Origin of the sequence: Paenibacillus aceti, assembly GCF_003614185.1 — a bacterium.
Lineage (GTDB): Bacteria > Bacillota > Bacilli > Paenibacillales > Paenibacillaceae > Fontibacillus > Fontibacillus aceti.
This window is the reverse complement of the sequence record NZ_KZ987724.1, coordinates 134,540-150,001: the sequence shown is the minus strand read 5'-3', so window position 1 is coordinate 150,001 and position 15,462 is coordinate 134,540. Positions and strand designations below refer to the sequence as shown.

General features: G+C 50.2%; 12 protein-coding genes. All 12 read right to left on the bottom strand.

What is annotated here, in order from left to right; genetic code table 11:
• Positions 1 to 82 precede the first annotated feature (82 nt).
• The 12 genes from BFJ94_RS00620 to BFJ94_RS00565 all read right to left on the bottom strand — a co-directional run bounded on the left by BFJ94_RS00620 (position 83) and on the right by BFJ94_RS00565 (position 14,714).
• Positions 83 to 1,291 (bottom strand): GNAT family N-acetyltransferase, encoded by a 1,209-nt coding sequence (locus BFJ94_RS00620; protein WP_162944097.1) that lies wholly within the window; start codon positions 1,289 to 1,291, stop codon positions 83 to 85.
• Positions 1,292 to 1,325: 34 nt separating this feature from the next.
• Positions 1,326 to 3,572, bottom strand: a complete 2,247-nt coding sequence (locus BFJ94_RS00615) for a helix-turn-helix domain-containing protein (RefSeq protein ID WP_120460224.1) — start codon at positions 3,570 to 3,572, stop codon at positions 1,326 to 1,328.
• 55 nt (positions 3,573 to 3,627) lie between these two features.
• The gene (locus BFJ94_RS00610; protein WP_120460223.1) at positions 3,628 to 4,491 is read right to left on the bottom strand and encodes a carbohydrate ABC transporter permease; all 864 of its coding nucleotides are present in this window, start codon (positions 4,489 to 4,491) and stop codon (positions 3,628 to 3,630) included.
• Complete coding sequence (locus BFJ94_RS00605) at positions 4,485 to 5,429, bottom strand: ABC transporter permease (protein ID WP_120465027.1); 945 nt, start codon at positions 5,427 to 5,429, stop codon at positions 4,485 to 4,487. Before BFJ94_RS00605 ends, BFJ94_RS00610 begins: the two co-directional genes overlap by 7 nt.
• Before the next feature lie 126 nt (positions 5,430 to 5,555).
• Positions 5,556 to 7,181: an extracellular solute-binding protein gene (locus BFJ94_RS00600; RefSeq protein WP_120460221.1), complete on the bottom strand. Its 1,626-nt coding sequence runs from the start codon at positions 7,179 to 7,181 to the stop codon at positions 5,556 to 5,558.
• Positions 7,182 to 7,500: 319 nt separating this feature from the next.
• Positions 7,501 to 8,421: a Gfo/Idh/MocA family protein gene (locus tag BFJ94_RS00595; RefSeq protein ID WP_120460219.1), complete on the bottom strand. Its 921-nt coding sequence runs from the start codon at positions 8,419 to 8,421 to the stop codon at positions 7,501 to 7,503.
• A gap of 30 nt (positions 8,422 to 8,451) precedes the next feature.
• Positions 8,452 to 9,627, bottom strand: a complete 1,176-nt coding sequence (locus BFJ94_RS00590) for a M20 metallopeptidase family protein (protein ID WP_229716804.1) — start codon at positions 9,625 to 9,627, stop codon at positions 8,452 to 8,454.
• Between the two features lie 2 nt (positions 9,628 to 9,629).
• Entirely contained in the window at positions 9,630 to 10,514 is an 885-nt protein-coding gene (gene sdaAA / locus BFJ94_RS00585) for an L-serine ammonia-lyase, iron-sulfur-dependent, subunit alpha (RefSeq protein WP_120460214.1), read from the bottom strand.
• On the bottom strand, positions 10,511 to 11,194 hold the full coding sequence (sdaAB, locus tag BFJ94_RS00580) for an L-serine ammonia-lyase, iron-sulfur-dependent subunit beta (RefSeq protein WP_120460212.1): 684 nt from the start codon (positions 11,192 to 11,194) through the stop codon (positions 10,511 to 10,513). Before sdaAB ends, sdaAA begins: the two co-directional genes overlap by 4 nt.
• A 17-nt stretch (positions 11,195 to 11,211) precedes the next feature.
• Positions 11,212 to 12,282 (bottom strand): dihydrodipicolinate synthase family protein, encoded by a 1,071-nt coding sequence (locus BFJ94_RS00575; RefSeq protein WP_120460211.1) that lies wholly within the window; start codon positions 12,280 to 12,282, stop codon positions 11,212 to 11,214.
• Positions 12,282 to 13,298, bottom strand: coding sequence for an NAD-dependent epimerase/dehydratase family protein (locus BFJ94_RS00570; RefSeq protein ID WP_120465026.1), 1,017 nt, complete (start codon positions 13,296 to 13,298; stop codon positions 12,282 to 12,284). The genes BFJ94_RS00575 and BFJ94_RS00570 overlap by 1 nt, the downstream gene beginning before the upstream one ends.
• A gap of 96 nt (positions 13,299 to 13,394) precedes the next feature.
• Positions 13,395 to 14,714 (bottom strand): GGDEF domain-containing protein, encoded by a 1,320-nt coding sequence (locus BFJ94_RS00565; RefSeq protein WP_120460209.1) that lies wholly within the window; start codon positions 14,712 to 14,714, stop codon positions 13,395 to 13,397.
• Between the last annotated feature and the right edge of the window lie 748 nt (positions 14,715 to 15,462).

Genomic DNA, 15,462 nt, shown 5'->3' with positions numbered 1-15,462 from the left:
GAATTACCACCTCCCTTCGCAGCCTCGCAACAGCCCTATAACTCCGAGACAACAGCTATTGCGAGACGTTAAAGAGATAACCCTAAAATCGATCCATAAGATAAAAAACGAAAGCCTGCTTAGGAAACAGCACTTCAAGTACAGACGAATACTGTGCCGCTGAGACCGACTCATCATACCCTTGCAGCAGCAGACGCATAAACTCATCCTGATCCAAGCAGATGTTAAAATAATTCTCATCCCGACGAGGGGCAGACTCTATCCTCACTTGCCCCTCCGCATAATGAAGATAGGCCTCCTGCCCAGCGCATTCCCATTTGATCTGCAGAGACTGTTCCGCATATATAGCGCTATTCGCCAGCCGATGCTGGAAAACATCGCTCAGCTTACCCAATAGTGACTGAAAGCGGATGATCTTCCACATCATATACGGCAACGTCTGCTTCACCGCTCCCCAGGCCAGAAGACTCCCCGTCAGCGCATGGTCTTCGGGTACATTGGCCAGAACGCGCGTCACACCTGAATACTGCCCTACCAGAGTATGGAAAAGAGGAATGAGCGCTTGCTCATCGCCCAGTCGATAGCAGATTTCATCCACATAAACCGTCCCATCCTGCTCTGGCGCAGTAATCAGACCATAGGCCACGACTTTCCCGTTCCGCTTCGCCAGCAGGCACTTCGCCTCATCCCATTTCGGCCAATTCAGCCGGTTATGCCAATGACTTTGCGGTCTGATCACCGTACCGGTGCGCCCGGCATTAAACTGCTCATAGAGGCAAGCTACGGCCTCCGTATAGGAGGGATCGAATGGTACAATGTCATAGTCAATCCCGGTTGCCTCTACATCTGCGAATCGGGTTACATCCTTCAATTCATACATCGTCTCCAGAACGATATTCCAGCCGGACTTCTCGTAGAAGGAGTGAATCTCGGCAAACAGCAAGGAGAGATCGTACTCCTCCTGCTCCATCCATTCCGTCAGGCGCTGCAGAATCTGCCTGCTATGCCCTTGTCCCCGGTATTCGGGCAAAGTAGCTACACTCCCGATCCCGCCGATCTTCATCGCCGCAGTACCGACCCGGCCCACGTAAGGGAACACTTGGATCGTGGCAGCCATATTCCCGTCCTGCTCCGCAATCCAGGTCGTAGACAGATCATAGGTTGAATCATAGTCCAATCTCTTCTGGAAGAAATCCCTGCCGACAGGAAATACGCTCCCCAGCATGTCATACACATTGTCCAATTCAGCACGGCTAGCGATATTGCGAACTTCTGAATGTCGGTTTGTCATGTAAAATCTAGCCTCCGTCGCTTCGTCTCCAGCATTATTCATTTAAATTTTGCTTCCGATATTCACTTGGAGAAATACCGTAATACTTCTTGAATGTCGTCGTGAAGGTCGAGGAATTCAAATACCCCGTCTTCTCCCCAATTTCCCCGATCGTTAAAGAGCTGTCCTTCAGCAATTCCCTGGCATGGGACAGCCTGACCTTGTTAAGATATTCCACGTAGTTGACCCCAAATGTCTTCTTGAAATAGCTTGAAAAATATTTAGGCGAGGTTTCCACAACCTCAGCGATATGATCCAGGTATAAGTTCTCCATATAGTGCAGCTCGATGTACTGTGAAATAAAGCTGGGATTAAGCCGGTTCGTATCCTCAGACTTGCTGTGCTTGGCAATATACTTCGCCGCTTCGATCAGGGCGTTCTCAATTTCCAGATAATCATGAGCATAATCGATCCTCTGCAGAAATTGCTGCTCCAGCTTATACAGCTCATCATCTGCGCCAGCCGACATGCGGGCATGCCTGAGCATATACAGGAACATCGTCTTGGCAATATGAGCCAGCTGATGATGATGAACATTCCGATTCGCATTCTCCCCGAGCGTCTCGGAAATGATCTCCTTCGCTTCCTGCAGCCTGCCGTTCGACATATAGTTCGAGAGCTTCTCGATTTTATCGAATGGGAAGTACAGGCTCCAGCCAAATTGTATCTTCTCGGCATCCTGTACATTCGACGAATCCTTCACAGCTCTATATAACAGACCATCCATGGCGCTGCGATAAGCCAGCTTATAATTTCTCAGCTCGGTCTTATACGGCTTGCTCACGCTGGCCCACACGGAGTAACCCTGCAGCTCCTCCTGCTCCAGACTTGCGCACAACCGTCCCATTTGCTTCAACAGAGCTGCCCGGTCCGCAGACGGTTCCAGGCCCATCAGCGCTACAAAATGCAGATTCTTGTCATAGAATACCTGGATATCCCCACTTACCCGGCGCAGAGCCGCATCAAGCACCTCCGTGATCCTCTCCACTGCCATAGACGGCGTTTGATCCTTGCTCTTCTGATTCAAATGCAGCATGGTCAATACAAAATACTTGCTGCATATCATCTCGCTATAATCGCCCTGCAGCAGCAGATCCTGATCGCCAGAGTAAGCGTGTTCATCGACCGCCTGCAGAAAGACGCTGCGCCGCGCTTCCGATTCCGCCTGCTTCAATTGCTCCTTCGTCGTGTCGATCTCCATTTGCATTTTTACGACACCGCTCAAGATTTTGCGGAAATCATTGCCCCGACTCGTACCGCCGAGTTGACGGATGATCTTCTTCACTGGCCGATTCAAATAAATGCTCAGCAGTACCGATAGAAGCACCGCGCAAATGATCGCCGACATCATAATCATCTCGTTCGCCTCAACGACCGAATCGATATTCTGGAACTGATATGGCACTTTATTGATATAGATAAAATCGTTAAAATCCGATTTATAGAAATTGTATTGATAATCTTCCTTCTTTAAGGAAGCTTCCTGCGACGAATTGAAATAGACCTCGTCGAGCACCCCCGATAGATCGGTGTCTGCGTCTGTGCTCAGCACGACACTGCGATCCTGATCGAGAACAATTAGCGAAGCGCCCGGCATCATCTGCTTCTGGTTCACATGCTTCAGCAGCGCCGCTTCATCGATCAGAATAATGATATTCTTATTCGAGATACGGATCTTGTTCCCGCCGACAGCAACCATCAGCTTCTTTCGCTGCCACGATGAATTCGTCGCCACCTTGAAGTATTGTCCGGGCATCAGCTTGAAGCTGTTCTTGCCCCGGATGTACGAACGCCAGTAGCTCTCGCTATACAAATCATGCTTGTATTTCTTCTCGAATAACTGACTCAGGCTGCTCGTACCTATCGAGGTGATGGCCAGGTCCATATCATCGTAGAACACAATCACGTCCTCGATGAAATCCGCGGAAGAGGCAAGCGAAGCGATGCTATCCTGCATCGTGTACACCTTCCCCATATCAATACGACCATCCTCCTCCGATTCCAGGCTGCTATAAGGAAGACCATGAATCGTATGAATGATGTTGTTGACCGAGCGGAAGCTGTTGTCGAAGGATTGAATCATCGTTCTGACCGCTAGCGTATTGTTCTGTGCTACCTTCTCGTAAATGCCTGAAATCGAATTTTTGAATACAAAATAATTGGATACATACATGATGCCGATGACTAAGAGCAGCGAACAAAAGATTTGCACGATACCCAGATTAGTAAAAAAACGCTTCAAGTCATAGTCATCCTTTCTCCTGGTCGTTTATCCAATTAATTATACATGAATCGACTCATCCCTTCTCGGCACCGATCATAACACCCGAAGCAAAATATTTCTGAGCAAATGGATAGATCATCAAGACAGGGATCATCGACAGGACGATCGTGGCATTCTTCTTCGCCTGCGGCGCAAGTGCTGCCGCATCGACCAGGCTCGAGCGGTTCCCTTCATCAAAGATAAGCATATCCCGAAGCACCACTTGAAGCGGATACAAGGTGGCATCATTCAAGTAGATCATCGGCAGGAAGTAGCTGTTCCAATGCCCCATGAAGTAGAAAAGGGCGATCGATGCCAGCGCTGGCTTAGATAGCGGAATCACGATATTGAACAGAATTCGATATTCAGAAGCACCATCGATAAGCGCCGCTTCACGGACCTGATCCGACATGCCCTCATAGAAGCTCTTCAGAATGATCAGCTCCATCGTCCAGATCGCATTCGGAATCACGAGCGCCCACACCGTATCCGTAAGACCCAGCCCTTGTACAATCAGATAGTTCGGAATGATCCCCGGATTGAGGAACATCGTTAATACGATACCGAACATCCAGTATTTGCGCCAAATGAAATTAGGACGGGACAGCGGATATGCCGCAATCGCAGTTAAAGCTAAGTTAATAAAAGTACCGAAGCTGGTATAAAAAATCGTATTCAGATACGCTCTCGGTATCCGTTTGTCTTTTAGAACATCCAAGTAAGCATCGAAGTTAATTCCTTTAGGAAATAAAGTGATTTTACCCTGAACCACGGCAGCCGTATCACTGATCGAGATCGAGAAAATATAAATGATCGGATAGACGGTAATCATTCCAACGCAGATCAGGAGCAGGGCGTTGATGACTCCGAACAGATTAAATTTTGATTCTCCTACCATAGCCCCCTACCTCCTGCCTTTTTACTTATGAAGTTGGCGGACAGCAGCATAATCATGGCGATTAATGCCTCGAACATGCCGACCGCGGCCGCGTAGCTGTAATTGGATTCAATCAGACCTTTTCTGTAAACGTAAGTAGAGAATACATCCGCCACTTCGTACGTTGTCGGCGTGTAGAGAAGCAGTACCTTCTCATACCCGATCTGCAGCATTTTACCTGTCTTCAAAATGAACATAATGAGAATCGTCGGCATTAAGCTTGGCAGCGTAATATTCCATAGACTCTTCCATCTGCTGCAACCGTCCACCCTGGCTGCTTCATACAGTGTCGGGCTGATCCCGGCGACCGCAGCGAGATAGATGATAGCGTCATAACCAGCGGTAGCCCAAATGTCCGAGGCGACGTAAATAGTACGGAACCACTCCGGCGCGATCATAAAATAAATTTTCTCAAAACCGAGCGCAACCATCAGCTTGTTAATTAAACCGGTGCTAGGCGACAAGAAGTCGATGACCATACTGCAAATAATTACGATCGACAAAAATGCCGGTAAATAAGTAAGCGTCTGAATCGATTTTTTTAACCACTTCACCCGCAGCTCATTCAGCGAAATGGCCAAAAGAATCGGAATCGGAAATCCGAATATCAAGGTGAAAAAGCCCAATGTTAACGTATTTTTGAATAGAAGCAAGAAATCATCGCTTGAGAAAAATTTGGAAAAATGCTTAAAACCGACCCATTCGCTCCCAAAAATACCTTGAAATACGTTGTAGTCCTTAAATGCGATCGTTAATCCAAATAACGGACCGTACCGGAAAATAATATAAAACACAAGGCACGGCAGAAAGAGAACCAGTAGCTGTCTGTCCCGTTTGATATGATTCCATGTTGAACTGAGCGATGTAGCGAACCGGGAGCCGCGCGATGGCTTATTCAGTGAAAGGAGCTTCTCCGTGTTAGGGTTTGGCACGTTTCTTCCCTCCTGGATGTTGGCGAATGGCACTTCGAGCTGGAGATTACCCTGAACTCGTCATGCCACTCACCTTATTTATCTGTTGTCTATTTATTTATTGGCGTCATAGCGTTTTTGGGCTTGATTGTATACATCGGCATACTTACTTGCGCCCGCCTTCTCGGCCGTTCCCAGCCAGTCATTCCATTCCTTGTCGCCATAATTCTTGTTCAGAATGTACTTGGCGTTGAATTCTTCCATCGATTTGATAATCGAGGTTTGCAGCTCAGCAACCGTCGCCGTTTCTTCCTCGGTTAGATTAAGCACAGGATCGAGCGGTTCAAACTTGTTGGCAGACAGGATCTTATCCTGAGCCTCTTGTTCCTTCTCCGTGAAGTTATAGTATACAGAGCGATGGTCCGGGTTCAGGTACATGCCTTCTACCCACATGCCATAATGGTCTTCCAGCGCCTTGATATCCACATTTGGAAGGTCGGCCAGCTCTGGATATACTGGCTTGCCATTCTCATCGAAGTTGAAGTTAACCCCCTCTACACCAAGCGTAATCAGCTCAGCGCCCGATGGACTGGTCAGATAGTCGAGCAATTTAAGTGCCGCTTCTTTATTATCATTATTGGAAACCGCCATCGAGAAATCAGCATCGATCTTAGGCAGCGTACGGATATTGCCCGTAGGTCCGATCGGATTGCCGTAGCGCAGATTATACTCTGGGTTTTCCGCACTTACTTGGTTGTAGAACAGATCCAGACGGCCGATCCAGTCCCAAGTAACGAATGATTTATCGGTCGTCATCTTCGCTGTCCACGACTCCGGCGTATCAGTCAGGAATTCCTGATCAAGCACCCCTTCGTTGTACAGTTTTTTCAGGAAATCCAGCATATCTTTGTACTGTGGCTGTGTGCCAGCGAATTTCCAGGTACTATCGGCTTCGTCATAATAAACAGGGTAAGTTAAGCCCCCGATTCCCCAGCCGTAAGCAAGATCTCGGAAGATATCCCCCTTGGTCTTGGAAGCCATCGGATAGGAGTCCGGGTAGATTTCTTTTAATTTCTTAAGCGCTTGATAGAACTCTTCTGTATTGGTCCACTCAGGAATGTTATGCTTATCGAAAATATCCTTTCGGTACATCATCCCATGGTTGACATCACGGTTCATGTTGTAAATCGGCCAGGTGTACAGTTTGCCATTCTCATCCCCATATGAATTAACGACCCATGGATTCTCATCGATGTACAGCTTTTTGAAGTTCGGCAGCATGTCTACATAATCATTAATCGCCACTACCGCTTTTTGCTGACCGATTTTCTTCAGTTCGTCCGGTCTAAGCCCGTTGAAAATATCAGGCAGCTTACCGGATGCCACGACCAAACGCAGCTTATCTTGATATGTTGTTGAAGAATAGCTTTGGAAATCTACGGTAATCCCCGTACGCTTCTCGATTTCCTTGGCAATCAGCTTGTCGTTAAGCTGAAGATCACTGACCACCATCCAAGTAAGCTTTGTCGGCTTATCGACTAACGGAAGCTTCAATCCGCCCGTATCTCCGTATTGATTACTTGTATCCTCCACTACTGCATTGTTTGAAGCGTTACTGGCTCCGTTATTCTTGTCTCCGTTTGAAGCGCTCCCATTTTTGCCGCCGCTTGAACCACATGCAGCGAGCAATGTACTTGCCATAATCAGGACAAGCACCATACTGAGAATTCTCTTTGACATTTGTTTGCCTCCCCTTTGTAATAAATGATGATTTTCGAATGGATTTACGTTGCCCGAGTCTACCGGATCGGACAATTCAAATTGTAGGATAGGGGTTAACACTCCGTAAATAAAGCGTTTTCATCGAACCTATTTTTTCGCTCCAAAAAATAATCAAAAGTCGTAAAATCCTTGATATATCAAGCAATTTGGCATGTGGAAAAAGCTAAAGTGGTGGAAAATGCTATATGATCGCTTGTGTTTTTTTGCTTTTTCCGCATTATTCGAAATTCGCTCCTCCGAATAAGCAAAGAAATAACTAGTAAGCGATACCATTTCCTTACAGACAAACCGACTTCCCCGCCAGTCTACTCTCTTCGGCAGCTTCAACAAAGCGGATGACCTCCAGCGTTTCCTGCTCATCTAGCGGGGCAGCCCCGGTCTGGAACATCACCATAATCTGTTCGAGCAGACTCGCATAGAAAGGCTTGGCGGCAAAATCGATCTCGATCGCTGAGGTTCGCCCCTGCCGATGGATCTCCGCCGTAAATGGAGTTCCTGGCTGGCGGCTGAGCTTGACCGTTCCTACCCGTCCGTCTCTCCATACTGCTGATATGAGCTCTTCCTCTTCCTTTTCTTTTTCTTTTTCTGCGCTCGTTACATTTACCTCCACACAGCCGCTGCCCATAATGCCGTACAGCAGCTCGACCGAGTGAATTCCGTACCAATAGTAATAGGATTGCGTCGGTTCCACATCGAGCGGCCCGCCGACATCGGCACGAATCACAGATGCAGAGCCTCTGAGCGCCAGATCATCCGTTATTTGCTGGGCATATCGCAAGGCTGAGCTGCTCATCAGTGGAAGCTGATGCTCCCGGGCTAAGCAGAAGAACTCCTTCGCTTCCTTACTGCTTAGCGCCAGCGGCTTATCGATGAAGACCGGCTTACCATAAGGTGCAATTCGCTTGAATTGCTCCAGATGTACCCGACCGTCCGCCGATGTAAGCAAAATCGCGTCACAGCTCGCTGCGATTTCCTCAGGACTATCCATTCTATGTACGCCAAACTCCGTCTCCAGCGTCGTCATGAAGCCCTGCACCCGGTCCGCACTAAGCGCAAAATCTGCCGATCCGCCTAAAAAAGCTGCTACAACCTTCCCGCCCGGAACGTGATTCGCGTCGGACGGGTCGTTGAGCAGCCTGGTGAATGCAACAGAGTGAGAGGAATCTGTACCTACGATACCTATATTTAATTCTTTCATTACTTGCTCTCTCCTTTCTCAAACTGAGGGTTAGTTCGCGGATAATCTCTGTAATGCTATAGCTGCTAGCAAGGCTGCACCAAGCGAAATACAATCTTCATTCAACTCATACTTCGGATGATGAAGTCCGTAAGCATGGCTTGCATCCTCGGCAGGACCTGAGCCTAACCAGAAGAAGCAGCCCGGCACATGCTGCAAATAGACCGAGAAGTCCTCACCCGCCAAGGTCGGCGGCGCTTCGATCCTGCGTGCAGCGCCGATCATACGATCCATCACCTGCTCGACATGACGGTTGCAACCATCATGATTGATCAGTACAGGGGTCTGCTCGATATATTTCAATGTCGCCTTGCATTTATACCCAGCGGCGATCTGCTGGACGATCCGTTCTATTCTCTCCGCCATCTGCTGCTGAACCTTGGCATCGAAGGTACGGATCGTTCCGGTCAGCTCCGCGTAATGTGGAATAACATTATTCGCTTCGCCCGATTTGATGCTGCCGATCGTAACGACGACGGGATCGAAGGGCGATACCTCCCGGCTGACGATGCTCTGCAGCGACATTATGATATTCGCAGCACATACGACCGGATCGATGGATTGATCCGGAATCGCGCCATGCCCGCCGCGGCCTTCCAGATGGATCTCGATCCGGTCCACCGAGCCCATCAAGGAACCGTAGCGCGTAGCCGTCATTCCCGCTGAGAGTGTCGGAAGATTATGCAGCCCATAGATTTCAGCGACGCCATCGAGCGCACCCTGTTCAATCATCGCCTTTGCTCCGGCGTTGATCTCCTCTGCCGCTTGGAATAGAAAGCGCACGCTGCCCTTTATTTTTTGGCCAACCAATAGCTCTGCTGCCCCCAGCAAAATAGCTGTATGGGCATCATGTCCACAAGCGTGCATCAGCCCTGGGCGCTCGGAAGCAAAATCCAGCCCCGATTCCTCATGAATCGGTAGCGCATCCATATCCGCTCGCAGCGCAATCATCGGGCCTGGCTGCTCCCCCTTCAGCTCCGCCACGATGCCATGGCCGCCGACACCGCTGCGATACTCCATTCCGAGCTGGCTGAGCCGCTGTGCTACCTTCGCAGCCGTCCCTGATTCCTGCAAGCTTAACTCGGGATAACGATGCAGATCCCTGCGAAAGGCGATCAGCTCCGCCTCAAGCTGCTTACCCGCTTGAATTAATGAGGATAAGTCCATCTTCATCCCTCCTCTTTCTCATACAGTTCCTTCATGATTCGCTTACCTGTTGGGGTCTGTGCAAGACCGCCGAGCGCTGTCTCGCGATGCTTCTCAGGCATGGCGCTGCCTACCTCAAGCATCACATCGATGACCTCGTCCGACGGTATGACGCTCTTTATCCCGGCCAATGCCATATCTGCGGCAGCCATCGCCGTAACCGCGCCGAAGCCATTTCTGACGATACAAGGGATCTCTACCAATCCGGCTACCGGATCACAAATCAGACCCAGCGTATTTTTCAGCGCCAATCCTACTGCATGCACTGCCTGCTCCGGCGTCCCGCCGCGTAGCTCCACCAAAGCTCCAGCCGCCATGCCGATCGCCGAGCCTACCTCAGCCTGACATCCGCCTTCGGCCCCTGATACGAAAGAGTTATTAGCGATTACGTAGCCAATCGCTCCCGCGCTGAACAGCCCCTGAACCATCTGCTCATCACTCCAGCCAAATCGCTCCTGCGAGCTGACGAACACTCCTGGTATAATACCACAGGAGCCTGCCGTCGGGGTGGCGATAATCCGTCCCATCGAAGCGTTCACCTCAGACACCGCCAGAGCGTAGGCCATTGCGGTACAGGCCACCTCTCCCAGTGAAGGCATGCCTTGCTGCAAATAAGTATGAACCCGCCGGGCGTCACCCCCAGTTAATCCGCTGCGGGGCTGCATTTCACTATCTATTCCTTTAAGAACAGCTTCTTTCATAATCCCGTAATAGGAGGTCATCTGCTGGATGACTTCCTGAGTGCTTCTTCCTGCCTCGGCTGCCTGCTCTGTCACCATCAACTGCCCGATCGTAACCTGTTCCTTCTCACATAGCTGAATCAATTGCTCCAAATTAGTAAACCTCATGCCCGATCCCCCTTGGCCGTGAGATGAATAAAACAAACTCTGTGAACATCCGGTAATTCGGCAATCCGATCCATACACTCGCTATCTAGCATCTCGTCGCTCTCAATCACCGTCAGAGCATCGCCACTTCTCGATTTCCGGTCAACCTCCATATAGCCGATATTGGCATCGGCATGCTTGAATATATCCGTCATTTCCGCCAGTATTCCGCGCCGGTCGGCGTGAAAGATCAGCAAGGTCGGATAGATAGCCGTAAATTTAACATCGAAATCATCGATACTGACGATTTCAATATTACCACCGCCGATCGAGCTGCCTGTGACGACGATCCTCTGATCTCCCCGCTCTAGAATCATCATTGCGGTATTGGGATGGACTCCGGCCTTCTGGGCAGAGCGAATCTGCACCTTCATCCCGGCTTCCTCAGCCTGTTCAAAGGCTTCCCTGATTCGCAGATCATCCGTGTCGTAGTCGAGCAGTCCGGCGATGATCGCCAGATCTGTTCCATGACCACGATAGGTCGTCGCGAAGGAGCCGTAGAAGATGATCTCCGCTCGCTCCGGCTGCCCACCGAGTACATGCCGGGCCGTTCTTCCCAGCCTGACCGCACCAGCGGTATGGGAGCTGGAGGGGCCCACCATGCTCGGACCTATAATCGAGAATACATCCTTAAAACGCATGCCTGAGCCCTCCTCTTTTATTTATCGTCAAGCCACTTGGCCAGATTGGCGGCCACAAACTCATCATCATGTAAATGCGGGTATTCCCGATATACGCGATCAATTTCCTCCATCTGTCCCGGGGACAAGCTCTCCTCCGGATTCAGGCACCAGATGCCCTTGAGCAAGCCCTGGCGGCGCAGCACCTCATGGATGCCCGGGATACAGCCCGCGAACTGATGCGCCGGATCAAAGAATGCAGCGTTCGTATCCGTCACCTGCACGTTACGCGTCAGCCATTCCTTCGAAATTTCGCCGTTGGCACGGGCAAGCTTGATTTCGTTCAATAATTCAACCGCCTGCTTCGTCCAGACGGCCCAATGACCCAGCAAGCCGCCGACAACGGTCTTTTCTACGAGTTCCCCATCGACTTCAAAGCGATAGGTTGTCAATAAATCGTTAATGATATTGTCATCATTGCCTGTGTATAACGCGATTTCATCCCGTCTGCTGGAATAGCATACTGCACGAGCCACATCGATCGATTGATAGCGGTTGAACGGGGCCATTTTGATAGCGACCACATTCGGAATTTCTGCAAATTTGCACCAGAACTCGAAGCTGAAGATCCGTCCGCCGACAGATGGCTGCAAATAGAATCCGATTACAGGCATGATCTCAGCCACCTGCTTCGTCCGATCCAGAATATCCGCTTCACTCCAATCGACCAGTCCACCCATGCTGAGCAGAACAGCATCATAGCCCAGCGATTGCGCCAACCTCGTCTCATTCAACGCCTGCGCTATAGGTCCACATACGCCAGCCACCTTAATGAACGGATGATCTATATCGGCCTTGGCGATCTCTTCGGCAGCCATGCGGAGCACAGGCTCGAACAGATTATGCTCTGGATCGCGGATTTCAAATTGCGTAGAGTGAACGCCGATCGCAATCCCTCCGGCTCCCGAAGCCGCATAATAACGGGTTAAGGCCCGTTGATGCTTCTCATCTAATTGGCGATTCTCATCCAGCGCCAAAGGATGGGCAGGGATGACCAGCCCCTCGTGTAGCGCTTTCAGCAATTCTGGTGAAAGTGTTGTAGTAGCCACTAGAATTTCCCCTTTCTTTCCTGGAAGTGAGTCGGCTTATTCCATGTCGCTCCACCTGCTTCGATCCATTCGGCCAGCCAATCGATCATTTGCAGCAAGGATACCGCCGGATAACCGAAGCGCTGATGAGACTTCGAAGCATTGTTGAGCAGCGCCAGCTCGGCTTCTGTGCCTTCGAAGATCGCTTCCTTCCCGAGTCGCTTGGCGAATTCCTCGGCGGCCCAGCGGATCGACATCGTCTCCGGCCCGGTAATGTTCATAATGCTAGGCGGATTCGTGCATTCCGTCAGGCAGCGCAGCGCCATCTGGTTGGCATCCCCCTGCCAGATCACATTGGCATGACCCATCGTCAGATTGATCGCCCGCTGCTCATTCACAGACTTGGCGATCTCCAGCAGTACGCCATAGCGCATATCGATCGCATAATTCAGGCGATAGAACAGCATCGGCGTTCCATTCTTGTGCGAGTGGTATTCGAAGATTCTTTCGCGCCCCAGGGTAGATTGGGCATATTCGCCGATTGGCTCCGGTGTGATCGCTTCGCTGGCGCCACCACTGCCGACTGGCATAAATGGATAGATGTTCCCCGAAGAGAAGACGACGATCCGCGAATCCTTATATTTTTCAGCCACTCTGCCCGGCAAATAAGTGTTCATTCCCCAAGTGAAATGCTCGCGGCCTGTGGTTCCAAATTTATTGCCCGCCATATAAATGATGTTGTCAGCGTGCGGCAGTTTCATCAGCTCATCATCATTCAACAGATCACAGGAAATCGTCTCGATCCCTGCTTCCTCCAGCTCGCGTCTGGCCTCTTCATTGGAGAAGCGCGATACACCGATAATTCGCTTGTTCAGGCCGCCCTCGCGTACGGCATTTAGCGCCAGCCGAGCCAGGCTCGGCCCCATTTTTCCACCTACACCAAGAATCAGGATATCTCCCGTAACGGTAGATAAGTCCTGGATCAACGCCTCGGAAGGCTCTGCCAGCTTGGCTTCCAATTCTTCGATTGTCTTCACAGCATTTTCCCCTTTCATCTGTGGATCTGTCTCCATCATAACGAGGGGATGCATATAAAGACAAATCTTTAAATCGTCTTTAAATAGCTAAAATGATTACATCATCGTCTTCTCCTTCAAAAAAGAGAAACGGTAAATTTGCCGTGGCCGCCCCTTAGGTACCTTCTCCATCCCGACGATATCCACCAGCCCATTGTCAATCCAGAGTAGCAGCAGCCGATGTGCGCTTCTCACTGTAATCTCGAGCAAGGCGGCGAGCTCATGCACCGTATATTCGTATTTGCCAAATTTCGCCGTATGAGACAGCAGCTTACTCAAATAAGCGCTTGTCATTCCGGCCTCCTCGGCTCTTTTGATCAGCCCTGTATATGTGGGCGATAGTACGGTCTGGATCGGATCAGACATTTCCAGCGGCCCGATCAGCGTCTGATCCTCACGGATAATGAAGCAGGTATTCCCCCCGGCTTCCCTCGATTTGCGCAGCGCGGCCCGGGCATTGGTTCCCGCTTCATTAGCCGATGTGCCGAAGCCAACCCCGAAGCTCAGCGAGATGCCGAAGGATTGACTGGCATCCTTGGCCAGCGGGATCGTCTTATAACCGCCGGTCTCCCTTTCGAAGATACCTCGCGTCGTGAAGAACAGATACTCATCGCCCCCAATCGACGTCAGATAACCGTCGAGGGACTCGACATAGTCTAGGACCATGCGGTGGATATCGAGCTTCAGCTTCTGCACCTCATGCTCACTCGTGCGCTTCATGACCAGCTTCCCGAATTCATCGACCTTGATCATGCCGACTACAATCTGCGATTCCTTAATACGGCGCGATTCCGTAGACAACAGGGCGCGCTCCAGCGTCACGCTCATATCCTGATCCGATGGAATCAGCCATTCATTGGCTGCTCCGGCGGCGGTTAGTCTGCGAGCGACCGATTCTACCCCGGTAATCGCCAGTGAGCAAGCTCCTGCCTTCAGCTGCTGCTGGTGGAAGGCGAACAGCTTGTCCGCTGACGCATAGGCAGGGCCATTGTAGAGAACGACCTTCGTCTGCTCGATTCCGAGATCCGTCAGGGCATTCATAACCATCGTCTTCGTCAACGAATCGATGGAAATGCCACCTTCCAGTTGCCCCGTCTGCTGAGCCCGAAACAGCGCCCTATACAGCCCCGCCCCCGTCAGCGGAACATAGTGTACCGGAATCGCTACATTGACCTTCTCCTTCACCTTACGATGAGACTGCGCCCCAAACAGAATCAGCGCCTCTACCTCCGCCATCAGCCCTTCCGCCGCTGCCGGAATCTCCCCTTCCTCCTGCACAATCTTCACCACCGGCATAAACGTCGGAAACCCCTTAATCACCTTAAGCAGCTTATCCACAACAGGCCTTATCCCGATAACCCCAATCTTAATTTGCACCCGATCCCACTCCTCTCTCTTGCAATAGCTACTCTGAACCTATACCAACTTTCCCTCTTATCGAATAAGGCGCATGTGGTTAGTGTAACTTCCCCTTCGAGTATAACGTACGTGGTTAGTCTAACTTCTCTTTTGAGTATGGTGTATGTGCTTAATCTAACTCTTACTTCTTCTCTCGGTGTGACGCATGTGAAAAAAGTTACTAAAAAGTAGGTAATTGCAACATTGAGCACTATAGACCATAGGCCTAGACACCTGAAAACGGGCATGAAAACGAAATACCTGCAAATCTGCAGGCTTTACTACCCAACCAGGCCACTTTTTACGAAATTCCTGCAAAAGTGCAGGCTTTATCATCGATTTCCTTAAAAACAGGCCAAATTTGGGAAAATAACTGCATTTTCGCAGGAATTTCTAATTTAGAGGCTCCCACCCCGCCAAAAGCCTGCATTTATGCAGGCTTTTACCTAACCCGCCGCTATGTAGCCAACTCTAACGAAACGTGGTATCGCTAATCACGCCAAAAACAGCCCATAGGAACTGTAACGAAACAGGGGAAGCTTATTCCGTCAATATAGCCACTTAAAGCCCCGTTTTTGCCCAAATAACGATATGGTGTTTCGTTAGATTCGAACTAGCCTTGTTTTGGAGTAAATAGCTCTCTGCAGTTTCGTTAGAAGTTAGATACAGGGTCCTCACGCCTAACGCCCCCGTCCCAAGTGCCTTTTACTCTAATTCACGAGTTATA